The sequence below is a fragment of the Piscinibacter sp. PDB1-1 genome, from assembly GCF_056675995.1.
This window is the reverse complement of record NZ_JBWVZJ010000001.1, coordinates 2476971-2491195: the sequence shown is the minus strand read 5'-3', so window position 1 is coordinate 2491195 and position 14225 is coordinate 2476971. Positions and strand designations below refer to the sequence as shown.

At 68.7% G+C, this 14225-nt stretch carries 12 protein-coding genes; 6 read left to right on the top strand and 6 right to left on the bottom strand.

Annotated elements, in window-relative coordinates; all coding sequences use genetic code 11:
- Positions 1–75 precede the first annotated feature (75 nt).
- The gene (sppA, locus tag AC1KAR_RS11500; RefSeq protein WP_480317585.1) at positions 76–1938 is read left to right on the top strand and encodes a signal peptide peptidase SppA; all 1863 of its coding nucleotides are present in this window, start codon (positions 76–78) and stop codon (positions 1936–1938) included.
- Positions 1939–1944: 6 nt separating this feature from the next.
- Here sppA and AC1KAR_RS11495 read toward each other — a convergent pair whose 3' ends face one another.
- Entirely contained in the window at positions 1945–3051 is a 1107-nt protein-coding gene (locus AC1KAR_RS11495) for a DUF2855 family protein (protein ID WP_480317583.1), read from the bottom strand.
- Positions 3052–3130: 79 nt separating this feature from the next.
- Here AC1KAR_RS11495 and AC1KAR_RS11490 point away from each other — a divergent pair, with 79 nt between their 5' ends.
- The gene (locus AC1KAR_RS11490; protein ID WP_480317581.1) at positions 3131–3805 is read left to right on the top strand and encodes a TetR/AcrR family transcriptional regulator; all 675 of its coding nucleotides are present in this window, start codon (positions 3131–3133) and stop codon (positions 3803–3805) included.
- Here the strand turns inward: AC1KAR_RS11490 and AC1KAR_RS11485 are convergent.
- On the bottom strand, positions 3764–4735 hold the full coding sequence (locus AC1KAR_RS11485) for an AEC family transporter (RefSeq protein WP_480317579.1): 972 nt from the start codon (positions 4733–4735) through the stop codon (positions 3764–3766). The genes AC1KAR_RS11490 and AC1KAR_RS11485 overlap by 42 nt on opposite strands.
- A gap of 221 nt (positions 4736–4956) precedes the next feature.
- Positions 4957–6495 (bottom strand): alkaline phosphatase D family protein, encoded by a 1539-nt coding sequence (locus tag AC1KAR_RS11480; protein WP_480317577.1) that lies wholly within the window; start codon positions 6493–6495, stop codon positions 4957–4959.
- A gap of 156 nt (positions 6496–6651) precedes the next feature.
- Between AC1KAR_RS11480 and AC1KAR_RS11475 the strand changes: the two genes are divergently transcribed.
- The 4 genes from AC1KAR_RS11475 to AC1KAR_RS11460 all read left to right on the top strand — a co-directional run bounded on the left by AC1KAR_RS11475 (position 6652) and on the right by AC1KAR_RS11460 (position 10456).
- Positions 6652–8694, top strand: coding sequence for an ATP-dependent helicase (locus AC1KAR_RS11475; protein WP_480317575.1), 2043 nt, complete (start codon positions 6652–6654; stop codon positions 8692–8694).
- Positions 8695–8770: 76 nt separating this feature from the next.
- On the top strand, positions 8771–9175 hold the full coding sequence (locus AC1KAR_RS11470) for a GFA family protein (RefSeq protein WP_480317573.1): 405 nt from the start codon (positions 8771–8773) through the stop codon (positions 9173–9175).
- Between the two features lie 76 nt (positions 9176–9251).
- Positions 9252–9908, top strand: a complete 657-nt coding sequence (locus AC1KAR_RS11465) for a lysoplasmalogenase (RefSeq protein WP_480317571.1) — start codon at positions 9252–9254, stop codon at positions 9906–9908.
- Positions 9899–10456: a cold shock domain-containing protein gene (locus AC1KAR_RS11460; protein ID WP_480317569.1), complete on the top strand. Its 558-nt coding sequence runs from the start codon at positions 9899–9901 to the stop codon at positions 10454–10456. Before AC1KAR_RS11465 ends, AC1KAR_RS11460 begins: the two co-directional genes overlap by 10 nt.
- Before the next feature lie 22 nt (positions 10457–10478).
- Here AC1KAR_RS11460 and AC1KAR_RS11455 read toward each other — a convergent pair whose 3' ends face one another.
- The 3 genes from AC1KAR_RS11455 to AC1KAR_RS11445 all read right to left on the bottom strand — a co-directional run bounded on the left by AC1KAR_RS11455 (position 10479) and on the right by AC1KAR_RS11445 (position 14205).
- The gene (locus tag AC1KAR_RS11455) at positions 10479–11081 is read right to left on the bottom strand and encodes a redoxin domain-containing protein (protein ID WP_480317567.1); all 603 of its coding nucleotides are present in this window, start codon (positions 11079–11081) and stop codon (positions 10479–10481) included.
- Positions 11081–13294, bottom strand: a complete 2214-nt coding sequence (locus AC1KAR_RS11450) for a protein-disulfide reductase DsbD family protein (RefSeq protein ID WP_480317565.1) — start codon at positions 13292–13294, stop codon at positions 11081–11083. Before AC1KAR_RS11450 ends, AC1KAR_RS11455 begins: the two co-directional genes overlap by 1 nt.
- 98 nt (positions 13295–13392) lie before the next feature.
- Positions 13393–14205: a LytR/AlgR family response regulator transcription factor gene (locus tag AC1KAR_RS11445; protein WP_480317563.1), complete on the bottom strand. Its 813-nt coding sequence runs from the start codon at positions 14203–14205 to the stop codon at positions 13393–13395.
- Positions 14206–14225 lie beyond the last annotated feature (20 nt).

The window sequence follows — 14225 nt, the reverse complement described above, 5'->3', positions numbered from 1 at the left end:
ACTCAGGTGCATCCGGCGATGCGGCCTTACAGTGGCCGCATTCCTCCTCCTCACTCTTCGGTTCCGGAGCCTCGCATGCCTGCTCGCCCCACCTCTGCACTCGCCCGCTGGTTCGGCGGCTTCTGGCGCTTCATCGACGCCACGCGGCGCACGCTCTTCAACATCGTCTTCCTGCTGATCCTGATCGCGGTCGTGGCGGCGTTCGTCTTCGGCGGCCCGGCCAAGCTGCAGGACAACACCGCCCTGGTGCTGAACCTACGCGGCCCGCTGGTCGAGCAGCATGCGACGACCTTCCGCCAGACCGCGCTTGCGCAGATCCAGGGCGACCCATCCCGCAGCACACAGTTGCGCGACGTGCTCACCGTGCTCGACGCCGCCGCCAAGGATTCGAAGATCACGCGCGTGGTGCTCGTACTCGATGAGTTCCAGGGCGGCGGCCTCGCGGGTCAGCGTGAAGTGGCCAGCGCACTGCAGCGCTTCAAGGCCAGCGGCAAGGAGGTGATCGCCTGGGGCGGCGGCTACGACCAGCGGCAGTACTACATCGCCGCGCAGGCCAACGAGGTATGGATGCACCCCATGGGCACGGTCATGCTCAAGGGCTACGGCCGGCAACAAAACTACTACCGCGACGCGCTCGACAAGCTGGGCGTGACGGTGAGCCTGGTGCGTGTGGGCACCTACAAGAGCTTCGCCGAGCCCTTCATCGCCAACTCGCCCTCGCCCGAGGCGGCCGAGGCCGACGCCTACCTCTACAACGGGCTGTGGGCCACCTACCTCGAAGGCGTGGAGACCGCCCGCAAGCTGCCCGCCGGCAGCGTGATGGCGCTGATCAACGACCTGCCGCAACGCCTGGTGGCCGCGGGCGGCGACCCGGCCAAGCTGTCGCTCACGAGCAAGCTCGTCGATGCCCTCAAGACCCGCGACGAAATGCGCAAGGCCTTGATCGAACGCGGCGCGGCGCAAGACGACAAATCCAAGACCTTCCGCCAAGTCCCGTTCGAGGACTACCTGGCACGTCAGTCGCCGCCGCTGGTCGGCGATGCCATCGGCGTCGTGGTGGCCGAAGGCGAAATCATTGACGGCGAGGCCCCCGCCGGCAAGGTGGGTGGCGAATCGACCTCGGCGCTGGTGCGCCAGGCACGCGAAGACGACAACATCAAGGCGGTGGTGTTGCGCGTCAACTCCCCCGGCGGCTCGGTGTTCGGCTCCGAACTCGTGCGCCGCGAACTCGAACTCACCCGCGCGGCTGGCAAGCCGGTGGTGGTGTCGATGGGCGACGTGGCGGCTTCGGGTGGCTACTGGATCTCGATGTCGTCCGACGAGGTGATCGCCGATGCCGGCACCATCACCGGCTCGATCGGCGTGTTCGCGCTGCTGCCCTCGGCCGACAAGACGCTCGAGAAACTGGGCGTGCACACCGCGGGCACGACCACCACCTGGCTGGGCAGCGTCGGCGACCCGCGCCTGCCACCCAACGAGCGCTTCAACGAGCTGCTGCAGGTGAACATCAACCAGATCTATGCCGAGTTCACCGGCAAGGCCGCAGCGGCGCGCAAGACCACGCCCGACAAGATCGACGCTGTGGCGCAAGGCCGCGTATGGACCGGCGCGCAGGCCCACGAGCGCGGCCTGATCGACCGCCTGGGCAACCTGCCCGACGCCCTGAAATCAGCCGCCACCCGGGCCAAGCTGCCCGAGGACACCCGCGTGGTCTACATCCAGCCCGAGCCGGGCCGCGCCCAGCGCCTGATCGACCTGCTGGGCGGTGCTGCGGTGATGCAGCACCTGATGGCGCAGTTCGACCTCGAACTCGTTCCCACGGGTCTCGCGGGGCGCGTGATGCACGAGGCCCGCAACGAACTCGGCTGGCTGGCCGGCGTGAGCGACGGGCGCAGCCCCTACGCCGCCGTCACGCACTGCCTGTGCCGGGAGCCCTGAATCGGCTCAGGTCAGCACGACCACATGACCCTGCTTGGGGTCGATGCGGCCATCGACCAGGTCGGCCACCAGGGTCTGCGCATCGGCAAAGCCGCTGTGCTCCTTCACCTGCATCCAGGGCTTGGCCGCATCGCTCACGCGGCGGATGAAGGCGAGTTGTGACTCGTTGAAGCGGCGCGTCACTTCGGCGGCACCCCAGTCGGAGTTGCGCTTCTTGATCTGGTACGGCGCGAAGTAAGGCTGCGGCTTCGGGCCGGGCAGCTCCTGCATGTCCTTGCTCAGGTGATCGTGCGACTGGGCCGAGCCGGCGTAGCAGTTGTGCACGAGCGCATTGCCGAAGTGCTTGTGGATGCGCGCGCGCAGGCCGGTGTCACCGGAGAAGTCGACATACAGCGTGGGCAGCTTCGGGTCGAGCGTGGCGATCTCGTCGTAGGTCACGCTGCGTTGGTAGCAGCCCAGGCTGTCGACGAAGGCCTTGTTGCCGGCCGAGGTGACGCCGATCAGCTCGACGCTGCGGTCGCCTTCGAGGCCGAAGGCCGTGCCATACGCCGTCTTGCTCGATGCGCTGGAGACGACGATCTGCTTGGCGCCGAAGTACGCGTTGTCTTGCAGGAAGTCGGCCAGCATGTACGAGGTGATGTACAGCGGGCGCAGCAGCATCTGGAAGTTCTCGTCGGCGGCACGGTAGGCGGCGTCGGTGGTGGTGCGCTGGTACTGGTTGTAGGCCGAGGTCAGCTCCAGGCGGTGCGGCGTGCCGTCGTAGAAGCCGCGCTCGCTCACGCGCACGGCCTGCATGATCACGTGGCTGGCAATCGGCCAGAAGCCGTAGAACCGCTCGCCCTCTTCGACGCCTTCGACCGTCGACTTGGCGACCGTGGCGAAGCCCCAGGCGGGCATGTGGCCCCAGCCTTCTTCGCCGGTGGGGTAGAAGCCCCAGTAGCGCAGGTGCGGCACGTTGCCGAAGGCAGCGTAGGTAATATTGTTCGATGTCACCGCCAGGCGCTCGATGCGCATCAGGACTTCGCCTTCTTTCAGCCCCGGCAGCGTCGCGGTCTGGACGCGGGTGGAGCCGAGCGAGTTCTTGTCGGTTTGCAATTGAATGAGCGCGGGCATGACAGGTCTCCGTAGCGTTGGAATCAAGGTGCGAAGACTGTATGGGCCGTGCCGCCCGCGTGGGTTCGGAAACTGAGCCATGCCGCAGGTTCGCGCTCGCTCCACCGCCAAGACGCTCGCCAAGCCGCTCAAGCGGCCCACGCAAGCCCGCGCCAAGGTCACGGTACAGGCCGTGTTCGACGCCTTTGTTCGGATTTGGCAGCGCGACGGCTGGTCTCGCCTGACCACCCGCGCGGTGGCACTCGAAGCTGGTATTGCGGTGGGCACGCTGTACGACTACTTCCCGAGCAAGGCGGCGCTGCACTCGGGCTACATCCGCCATTGCATCGAGGTGCTGATCCAGACGGTGGACGCGCAGGTGGCGCAACCGCCCGATCTCGTCTGGCAGGAGCGCATCCACCGCCTGGTGCAACTCACGAGCGGCGTGCACCACCCGCAGAGCACCTGGTTCCACCCCGACATGCTGCAGATCGAGCCCCAGGTGGCCGAGCCCAAGCACCAGCGGCGCGCGAACGACGAACTGGGCGCGATGTGGCAGCGCGTGTTCGACGCCTGCACCGACCTGCCCCACCGCCCCGCGCCAGAAACAGTGCGCGCGCTGCACCTCGCGGTGTGGGGCGGGCGACGGTACGCGATGCTGGTGCAGCTCGACGCCACACAGATGCAGCAATGGGCCGACGAGATGGAGCGGCTGGTGTGCGCCGCCGTGCTGTCAGGCGGCGCGCCCGACCCCCAGGCCCCAGGCCAGCGCTGAGAAGGTCACGAAAGCCAGCACCGTGCTGGCCATGATGATGCGCGCCACTCGGCCGTTGTCGGCGCCATAGCGCTCGGCCAGCAGCGAGACGTTGCTGGCGCTCGGCAGCGCGGCCGCGAGCATCAGCACGCTCAGGCCGAACTCGGGCACCGGCATGCCGGCAGCCCGCAGCAGCAGGCCGATGCTCAGCACCACCAGCGGGTGGATGAAGAGCTTGATCAGCGCCACCGGCAGGTACTGCGGCACCGGCGTGCGCGTGTGCGCGTGCTGCCCGGCGCGCCACAGCACCGCGCCGATGGTGAAGAGCGCCACCGGCGTCGCCGAATCGCCCAGCATCTTGACGATCTGCGACAGCGGCCCCGGCAGCTCCACGCACAACGCCGCCACCAGCGCGCCCAGGCCGATGGCCCACGGCAGCGGGTTGCTCAGTGCGCCCCGCAGCGAGCGCCACACCGCGCCGTGCGATGCGTCGGAGGCCTGTGCGAGCCCGATGCACAGCGAACTGGTGAGAAAGAGATCGATCAGCACCGTGCTGATCACCGGCCCGGCTGCCTGCTCGCCGAGCAAGGCCACGAGCAGCGGCACGCCCATGAAGCCGGTGTTGGGGAAGGCCGCGACCAGCGCGCCGAAGGCGGCGTTCTTCATGTCGACGCCGCGGCCGGTGTCGCCGCGGCGCAGTGTCATGGCCACCGTGAAGAACACGATCACGACGGCGCCCAACGCGTAGATGGCAACGAGCGAGGGGTTGATCAACTGCGCGAACGGCATGCTCGCGCCAAAGCGGAACAGCATGCACGGCAGGGCGAAGAACAGCACGAAGGCGTTGAGCCCCGGGATCGCCGACTCCGGCAGCACGTGGCGCTGAGCGGCCAGATAGCCGCACAGCACGAGCGCGAAGAAGGGGATGGTGACCGCAAGAATCGCTTGCATGGCGGGCGAGTATCGCTGTGGCGGCTCAGGCGTGCGGTCGGCGGCGACGCGGCTGCGGCCCACAAGCCCCCTCGCGTGTGGCGAGGGGGTTTGAACTTCTATGGGGCGGCAGGGGTGATTGCCAGCAAGCGGGCGAGTATCTCCGCGCCGCAGCACCTGAGTACAAGAGTCAGCTCCCTATCTTTTGTCGTGTTGCGACGCATCAACAACAGTGTGAATTCCTACCGGGTGTGTCGCGCAGTTGACTGCACGCCCGGTGCGCCGTTTTCAACCTCGAAGCGGGCGGCCACCTGCACCGGCGAGGCGGCGTCGCGCGGGTCGTCGACGGCATACAGGCTGGCTTCGAGCCGCTTCGCATCGAGCGTGAAGCCGATGTAGCCACGCTGCTCGCTGTGGGCGTAATGCACGTGCGGGTTGAGCCGTTGCGCCGCGGCCATGCGCTCCTGCGCCATGCCCCGGCTGGAGATCGAGGTGCCGCAGAACTCGCTGGCGACGACCGGCGACCGCTCGGCGTCGTAGTCGGTCCTGAGATCGGCCACGCAGTGTGCGTGCACGTCGCCGCCGAGCACCACCACGCCGGGCAGCTTTCGCTCGGCCACGCCGTTCAGCAGGCGCTGGCGCGCGGCGGGGTAGCCGTCCCAGCCGTCGGTCCAGTAGCTGCCGCCGGTGGCGGGGTCGCCCGACCAGTTCAGGCGCGCCATCAGTGTTTGCTGGGCGAGCAGGTTCCAGGGGCGCTCGCGGTCCCAGCCCTGCGCGAGCCACTCTTCCTGTGCGCTGCCGAGCAGGCTGCGGCGCGGGTCGGTCAGCTCCGGGCAGTCTTTCAGGAACACGGTGTTGGAGCCGTTGCGGCCGGGCTTGGGGCAGGCTTGCACGTCGCGGTACTGGCGGTCGTCGAGGGCATGGATGCGCGCGAGCGTGCCCCAGTCGAAGCGGCCGTAGATGCGCATCTGCGACCCCTGCGGGCGCATCGATTTCGGAAACGGCATGTGCTCCCAGTAGGCCTGCGTGGCCGCGGCGCGGCGTTGCGCAAACAGCAGGTCGGGCACCTGGGGCGTGTCGTTGGCGTAGTCGTTGTCGATCTCGTGGTCGTCCCACACGCTGATCCACGGCGCGGCGGCATGCGCGGCCTGCAAGGCCGGGTCGCTCTTGTACTGCGCGTAGCGGGCGCGGTAGTCGCCGAGGCTGCGTGCGGCCGTGCCCACGTGCAGGCGCAGCGCGATCGGCGGCGAGGGGTACTCGTAGATGTAGTCGCCGAGAAAGAGGATCAGGTCGAGGTCCTGCGCCGCCATGTGGCGCCAGGCGGCGTAGTGGCCGTGGTCCCAGCGCTGGCAGCTGGCGATGGCAAAGCGCAGGCGGGCCACCGCATCGCCCGGTGCAGGGGCGGTGCGCGTGCGGCCGGTGGCGCTGCGCTGGCCGAGCGTGGCAAAGCGGTACCAGTACACGCGCCCCGGCGCGAGCCCGCCCGGTTCGGCGTGCACGCTGTGCGCCCAGGCGGCCTCGGCCACCTCGGTGCCCCGTGCGGCGATCCTGGTGAAGCCCTCGTCGTGCGCGATCTCCCACTGCACCTCGGTTTGTTCGGGCAGGTCGGGGCCGGTGAGGCGCGTCCAGAGCACCACGCGATCGGCCAGCGGGTGGCCCGAGGCCACGCCGAGGCCGAAGCGGGGTGCGTCGGCGGCACGCGCGTGGCGCACGAAGCCCGGCGCGGCCATCGCCGAGAGCGCGAGCCCGATCACCTGGCGTCGGCGGGTCAGATTGCTCATGGCCGGCCGGTTTACCACAGCCGCCACAAAGCCCGATGACAGGGCGCTGACTATCATGCGCATCCTTCCAGAGAGAACCGCCGGGCCGTCCCAAGGTTCTCTCGCTCCCCTCGGGGGGCGGCTACCGCCCCGGTGGCCTTGGGGCTCACATCACTCATGGCCGACACCCTCAACTCCGCCCAGATGGACGCCGTGCACCACCTCGGCGGCCCCTGCCTCGTGCTCGCCGGCGCAGGCTCTGGCAAGACACGCGTCATCACCCACAAGATCGCGCGCCTGCTCGAGGCCGGCTACGCGCCGGGGCAGATCGCCGCCATCACCTTCACCAACAAGGCCGCGCAGGAAATGCGCGAGCGCGCCAAGGCTTTGATCGGCCCGCGCGCCGCCAAGAACCTGGTGGTGAGCACCTTCCACTCGCTGGGCGTGCGCATCCTGCGCAGCGAAGGCGAGAAGCTGGGCCTGAAGCAGCAGTTCAGCATCCTCGACAGCGACGACGTGCTCGGCGTGCTGAAGGAAGCCGGTTCCACCAGCGACAACAACCTCGCGCGCCGTTGGCAGTGGGCCATCAGCCTGTGGAAGAACCAGGGCCTGCACAGCGACACCATCGAGCCGCAGAACGACGACGAACGCGTGGCCCGCGAGGTGATGAAGCGCTACGAGGAGCGCCTGGCCGCCTACCAGGCAGTCGACTTCGACGACCTGATCGGCCTGCCGCACAAGCTGCTGCAGCGCGACGCCGAAGTGCGTGCCAAGTGGCAGGACACCTTGCGCTACCTGCTGGTCGACGAGTACCAGGACACCAACGCCATCCAGTACGAGATGCTGAAAGCTCTGGCCGGCGAACGCGCGATGTTCACCGCGGTGGGCGACGACGACCAGTCCATCTACGGCTGGCGCGGCGCCACCATCGACAACCTGCGCCGCCTGCCGGCCGAGTACCCGACGCTGAAGGTGATCCCACTGGAGCAGAACTACCGCTCCACTGGCCACATCCTGCGAGCCGCCAACGCGGTGATCGGCAACAACCCCAAGCTGTTCGAGAAGAAGCTGTGGAGCGACCTGGGTGACGGCGAGCCGGTGGGCGTGGTCGAGTGCGACGGCGAGGAGCACGAGGCCGAGCGCGCGGTGGCGCGCATCCAGTCGCTGCGCGGGCAAGGCGGCGAGGTGCAGTTCAAGGACTTCGCCATCCTCTACCGCGCCAACCACCAGGCGCGCGTGTTCGAGAAGGCGCTGCGCCGCGCCGAGATCCCCTACAAGGTGTCGGGCGGGCAGAGCTTCTTCGACCGCGCCGAGATCAAGGACCTGTGCGCCTGGTTGCGCCTGCTGGTCAACAACGACGACGACCCGGCCTTCCTGCGCGCCGTGACCACGCCCAAGCGCGGCATCGGCCACCAGACGCTCGGCTCGCTGGGCGAGTTCGCGGGCAAGTGGAAGACGAGCCTGTACGAAGCGCTCTTCGCCGACAGCCTCGGCACGGCGCTCAACGCGCGCGCCGTCGGCTCTCTGCACGAGTTCGGCCGCTACGTGAACGACCTCGAATACCGCGCCCGCCACACCGTGGGCCGCGAAGATGCCAAGGTGCTGCTGACGGGCTGGCTGAAGGACATCGAGTACGAGAAGCACCTCTACGAAGGCGAAGACAGCGAGAAGCTGGCGGCCGCGCGTTGGTCGAATGTGATGGATTTTGTCGACTGGATCGCCAAGCGCTGCGGCGGCGAGATTGAGAACGATGGCGGCATCAGCGTGGAGACCGAGAAAAAGAGCGTGCTCGAGGTGGCGCAGACCATCTCGGTCATCATCAGCCTGGCCGAACGCGGCGACGAGCAGGACGTGGTCACGCTCTCCACCCTGCACGCCAGCAAGGGCCTGGAGTGGCCGCACGTGGTGCTGGCCGGCGTGAACGAGGGCCTGCTGCCCTTCAAGAGCGACGACGACGAGATGACCCCGCAGCGCCTGGAAGAAGAACGCCGCCTGATGTACGTGGGCATCACCCGTGCGCGCCGCACGCTGGCGGTGAACGTGCTGCGACGGCGCAAGAAGGGCCGCGACACGGTGCAGGCCATCCCCAGCCGCTTCATCGGCGAGATGAAGCTGCACGAGGCCAAGGCCAAGGAAGATCCGCGCGCCAAGCTGCTGGCGCTGCGCGCGGCGGCGGCGCAAAGGGCGGCGCAGGCATCGACGGTCGACGTCAAACCCTGACGCCGGCATTGCTGACACGTCGTTGTCAGCAGCCCCGCCGCAAGATGGCCGCCAGCACCCCCTGGAGGCCACGACCATGCTCAAGACCTACACCGGCAGCTGCCATTGCGGCGCCATTCGCTTCGAAGCCGACATCGACCTCGCCGCCGGCACCGGCAAATGCAATTGCTCGATGTGCACCAAGGTGCGCAACTGGGGCGCGACGATCAAGCCAGCGGCCTTTCGCCTGCTGAGCGATGAATCGGCGCTTGCCGACTACCAGTTCAACACGATGAGCGCGCACCACCTCTTCTGCAAGACCTGTGGCGTGCGCCCGTTCGGCCGCGGCTACATCGAGCAGATCGGCGGCGACTACGTCGCGGTGCAGCTGGCCTGTCTCGACAATGTCGAGCCGGCTGAACTGATCGAGGCCCCGGTGCACTACTCCGACGGCCGCCACAACGCCTGGTGGAACGCACCGACCGAGACGCGTCACCTCTGAGGCCGGCGGCCGACGCCAACGGGCCGCCCGGGTTTGCCCCGCGCTGGCCCTGCATGCCGCACATCGAGAATGCGGCATGCCCTTCTTCGCCTTGCCCCTGGCCGCGATCGCCAGCGCCGCACTGAGCATTGCCGCCGCGAGCGGCGCCCTGCCCTCCGCGCTCGCCTTCGTCTTCAAGCCGCTGACCACCCTCCTCGTCATCGCCTACGCCTGGCCACGCGGTGACGGCACGCCGCGCCAGCGCCGGCTGGTGCTGATTGGCCTGGTGCTCTCGCTCTCGGGAGACGTGTTCCTGCTGTGGCCGAAAGAAGGTTTCCTGCCCGGCCTGGTGTCTTTCCTGCTCGCGCACCTGGCCTACATCGTGGCCTTCTGCCAGCCGGTTCGCTTCGCGGCGCGATGGCTGCCGTTCGCTGTCTTCGCCGTCGTGGCCGCCGGGCTGCTGAGCCAGCTGTGGCCGGGAGTGCCCGGCGCCTTGCGCCTGCCGGTGCTGGCGTACGTGGCCTGCCTGGCGACGATGGCGGCGCAGGCCGCGGTGTGGTGGCGTGCCGCGCCTGCCGACAAGCACGCCCGGATTGCCGCCGTGGGGGGTGCACTCTTCGTGGCGTCGGATGCGTTCCTCGCCTTCAACAAGTTCAACGCACCGATCCCGCTATCGGCCGTGTGGATCCTCGTCACCTACTGGCTGGCGCAGTGGTGCATTGCGTCTTCGCTGAGATCACGACCATGCCCTTGACCGGAACGCTGCGAACCTGGAACGACGATCGGGGCTTCGGTTTCATCGCGCCGACTCATGGCGGTCGTGAACTCTTCGTTCACCTGAGCGCATTTCCGAAGGACGGTTCGCGACCGACCGTGGGTGAAACGCTGACCTACGAACTTGGACGCGGCAAGGATGGCAAACCGCAAGCAATTCGCGTCTACCGGCAGGCCCTGGGTCAACCCGCCAGCTACCCCCGGCGCACGCACCGCCCCACGGCGCGCAGGCGAAGCCCGCTTGGAACCATCGTCAGCGTGGTGTTGCTCGTTGCGCTGGCAGGATACGGCTACAACCGGTACGAAGCGTGGTCGTCGAGGCGGCCTGCGCTCGCCGGCGATACAGAGGCTGCGCCGCAGCCTGCGACAACAACGCCGGTCAGTACATACCGTTGCGATGGGCGAACCCACTGCTCGCAGATGACCTCGTGCGCCGAAGCCAAGTTCTTCCTTGCTAACTGCCCGGGCACGAAGATGGACGGCAACAACGACGGCGTGCCCTGCGAGCAACAGTGGTGCGCCCGATAGCCATCGGGTCGCACCACCGCAATCAGGCCCCGCTCGGGTACTTCACCGAGCAACCGTAGGCCTGCGTGCTGGGCTGGCTCACCGGCTTGCCGGCCAGGGCCTCGCCCAGCGCGAGGTTCACGTAGTTGGTGGCGCCCTTGATGTCGTCCGGGTTGGCGGTGGGCTTGCTGTCGATGGCGCCGGTGTAGATGACCGTGCCCTGCGGGTCGACGATGTACATGTGCGGCGTGGTGCGGGCGCGGTAGCTGCGGCCGATCTTGCCGTCGGGGTCGAGCAGCGTGGCCGTCGGGGCGGCGCTCTTGCTCTTCTGCCATGACTGCAGTTCACCGGCGCTGGGGGCCGCGGTCTGGATCGACAGCCAGGTCACGCCCTTGGCCGTGGCCTGCTTCTGCGTGGCCGGCATGTTGCCGCTGTCGTAATGCTTCTGGACGAACGGGCAATCGGGGTTGGTCCACTCGATGACGACGTACTTGCCCTTGTAGTCGGCCAGGTTCACGGTCTTGCCGCTGGTGTCGGTGGCGGTGATCGCGGGGGCGGGTTTGCCGACCACGGCCTGGGCCAGGGCGGCGCTGCACAGGCCGGTGGAGAGCGCGGCAGCAAGAAGCAGGTTCGTCGTCTTCATCATCACGGGCTCCTGGTGAGGTTGGCGGTCGACTCGCCGGGGCGAGCCGCGGGTAACGAGGCCAGCGCCTGGCGCACTTCGCCCACGCTGAGCAACTCAGACAACAACTGTGGCGCCGCAGTTCCCGGCGCGTACAAGGCATACACCGGCACGCCGCTGCGGCCCAGGCGGGTGAGTTCCGCGGTGATCTGCGGGTCGCGGCGCGTCCAGTCGGCGCGCAGCAGGCGCACCTTGCGCGACTCGAAGTCGGCCTTCACCGCCGCATCCGACAGCGTGCCCATCTTGTTGACTTGGCAGGTGACGCACCAGGCCGCCGTGAAGTCGACGAACACCGGCCGACCTTCGGCGCGGGTCTGCGCGACGAGCTCCGCCGACCAGGGCTCCCAGCCCTTGCCCGCCGGCGCTGCGGCCGTCGCCGGGTCGGCACCGGTTTGCAGCGTCGGCCAGGCCCAAGCGATCGAGGCGCCCAGCACCACCACGGCGGCCGTGCCAAAGCCCCAGCGCCCGGCGGGGCCGGATTGGCGCACCAGCCCGAGCGCCCAGGCCGCGAACGCCAGCGCCACCAGCACCACCATCAGCGCAGCCGCGCCGTTGATGCCGACCTGCTGGCCGAGCACCCACAGCAGCCAGACCACCGTGGCGAACATCGGGAAGGCCATCAGCACCTTGAACCGCTGCATCCACACGCCCGGCCGCGGCAGGCGCTGCGTGAGGCCTGGCCACAGGCTGAGCGCCAGATAGGGCAAGGCCATGCCCACGCCGAGCGCGGCGAACACCAGCAGGGCCTGTGCGGCCGGCAGCGTGAGGGCCGTGCCCAGCGCCACGCCCATGAAGGGCGCCGTGCACGGCGACGCCACCGCCACTGCCAGCACGCCGGTGAGGGCGTGGTCGAGCAGCGGGTGGCGTGCGCGCATCGTGGCCAGGCTGCTCGGCAGCACGCTGCCGAACTCGAACACCCCGGCGAGGTTGAGGCCGACCAGGGTGAACACCGCCGCGAGCAGCGCCACGAACCCCGGCGACTGCAACTGGAAACCCCAGCCGAGTTGCTCACCGCCAGCACGCAGCGCGAGCAACAAGCCAGCCAGCGCGACGAAGGACAGCACCACACCCACGGCATACGCGAACCCGCCGACCGCGAGGCTGCGGCGGTCGTGCCCCGGCTGCGCAAAACCCAGCACCTTGAGTGACAGGATCGGGAAGACACAGGGCATCAGATTGAGCAGCAGCCCGCCGAGCAGCGCCAGCGCGAGCGAGGCCCACAGCGACGCAGGTACCGCCACCGGCATGGCAGGCGCCGCAGGAACCTCGGCGATCGAACCACCCGGCTGGTACACCGGGCGCGCGGCGACCGGTGGCCAGCCGCTCACCGCCAGCTTGATGCGCAGGCCCGACTCCACCCCCGGCTGCGCGAGCACGGCGTACAGCTCGGGTGGGCTCGCGCTGCGGTCGCTGGCGAGCGGGATGCTGGCCGTCCAGCGGTCGCCGTCCCAGGCTTGCACCATGGTTGCGGCGGGGTCGATCAGCGCACCGGTTTCGGCGAAGAAGGTGAGCTTTTGCTGGCGAGCGCTCGCGGGCAGGCCGTCGACCTCGATCTTCAAGGCCTCGCCTTCGGCCCGGCCGGTGGCACGCGCTCCGTCGATGTCGCGCGGCAGGCGGGCACGTGCGGCTTCGAACGTGGCGGTGTGCAAGGCGGTCGAGGCCTCACTCGGCAGTTGCAGTGCGAACTCGCCCGATTCGGGCACGCAGATGTCCTTGCAGACCAGCCATTCGGCGCGCAGCTTCACGTTGAACTGGCGCTCGGCGTAGTCGGCCGGCACGGTGATCGCCACCGGCAGCAGCACCTCGCCTTCGTAGCCGTGGTTCATCAGCGGGCCGATGGGCAGTTGCGCGGGCGTGGGCCACTCGATCTCGCCGGCGCTCACACCGGGCGGCAGCGTCCACTCCAGGCGGGTGGGAAGGCCGGAGTCGCCGGGGTTCTTCCAGTAGCTGTGCCAGTGCGGCTGGTGCTTGAGCAGCAGGCCGAGCCGAACGTCGCGGCCGGGGCCGATGCCTTGCGGCGCGTGCGCGACGAGTTCGGCGCGCACATGCTCGGTGGTCACCACCGGCGGCGCACCCAGCGAGGGCAACTGGGCCGTCACGGCGGCCGGCCATGCGAGCAGCAGGCCCACGGCAGACAGGAGCCAGCGGCTCGATGCAAGTGCACGGAAATTCAGCATCCGGGCATCTTAGGGGGTGGGCGATGCCCCCACGCCGCCCTCAGCCGCCCGGCCGCTCGCCACCCGTGACGGGCCTCACGGCGGCCGCCACGGCGGCGTCACATGCCCTTGAACAAGCCGGTGAAGCTGCGGCTGACCTCGAGCTTCTCGTTGAGGCCCTTCACGCTCACCAGTTGGCGCCCGCGCATGTCCCGGCTCACGCCGGCAATCGCACGCGTGTTGACGAGCGTAGAGCGGTGGATCTGCCAGAAAAGCTCGGGGTCGAGCTCGTCGAGCAGCTCCTTGATGGGCTTTCGGATCAGCGCCTCGACGCTTGCCGTCTGCACCCGGGTGTACTTCTCGTCGGAGATGAAGAACAGCACGTCTTCGACCGGGATCATCTGGATCGCCTGACCTACCGTGGCCTGGATCCACTTGAGGCGCTGCGTGCCGGGGCTGAGCTGGCCGGCAAGCTTGCGCAGGAGCTGCTGCATGTCGGCGCCAGCCGAGGGCGGCGGCTCCTGCGTGGCAGCGCGCTGCGCGAAGCGCTTCTTGATCCGCTGCACAGTCACATCCAGGCGCTCACGCTCGGCGGGCTTCAACACATAGTCGACCACGCCCTGCTCGAAAGCCTCGACCGCGTACTGGTCGTAGGCGGTGATGAAGACGATCTCGCAACCGGGCCAGCCTTCGAGCTCGTCGGGCCATTCATCGGGGATCAGGGCGATCGCGCGTGCCGCCTCCACCCCCGTCATGCCGGGCATGCGGATGTCGAGGAAGACGATGTCGGGCTGGTGCTGGCGGGTGAGTTCCACCGCCTCGATGCCGTTCTTGGCCTCGGCCACGATCTCCAGTTCAGGCCACGCTTCGGCCAGGCGGGCGCGCAACTGCTCGCGCATCAAGCGTTCGTCGTCCGCGATCACGGCTTTCATGGGTGCCCCTCGTCGAAAGA

Coding starts and splice junctions, on each gene's coding strand:
- sppA (WP_480317585.1), top strand. CDS start 76: ATGCCTGCTCGCCCCACCTCTGCACTCGCCCGCTGGTTCGGCGGCTTC.
- AC1KAR_RS11495 (WP_480317583.1), bottom strand. CDS start 3,051: ATGCCCGCGCTCATTCAATTGCAAACCGACAAGAACTCGCTCGGCTCC.
- AC1KAR_RS11490 (WP_480317581.1), top strand. CDS start 3,131: ATGCCGCAGGTTCGCGCTCGCTCCACCGCCAAGACGCTCGCCAAGCCG.
- AC1KAR_RS11485 (WP_480317579.1), bottom strand. CDS start 4,735: ATGCAAGCGATTCTTGCGGTCACCATCCCCTTCTTCGCGCTCGTGCTG.
- AC1KAR_RS11480 (WP_480317577.1), bottom strand. CDS start 6,495: ATGAGCAATCTGACCCGCCGACGCCAGGTGATCGGGCTCGCGCTCTCG.
- AC1KAR_RS11475 (WP_480317575.1), top strand. CDS start 6,652: ATGGCCGACACCCTCAACTCCGCCCAGATGGACGCCGTGCACCACCTC.
- AC1KAR_RS11470 (WP_480317573.1), top strand. CDS start 8,771: ATGCTCAAGACCTACACCGGCAGCTGCCATTGCGGCGCCATTCGCTTC.
- AC1KAR_RS11465 (WP_480317571.1), top strand. CDS start 9,252: ATGCCCTTCTTCGCCTTGCCCCTGGCCGCGATCGCCAGCGCCGCACTG.
- AC1KAR_RS11460 (WP_480317569.1), top strand. CDS start 9,899: ATGCCCTTGACCGGAACGCTGCGAACCTGGAACGACGATCGGGGCTTC.
- AC1KAR_RS11455 (WP_480317567.1), bottom strand. CDS start 11,081: ATGATGAAGACGACGAACCTGCTTCTTGCTGCCGCGCTCTCCACCGGC.
- AC1KAR_RS11450 (WP_480317565.1), bottom strand. CDS start 13,294: ATGCTGAATTTCCGTGCACTTGCATCGAGCCGCTGGCTCCTGTCTGCC.
- AC1KAR_RS11445 (WP_480317563.1), bottom strand. CDS start 14,205: ATGAAAGCCGTGATCGCGGACGACGAACGCTTGATGCGCGAGCAGTTG.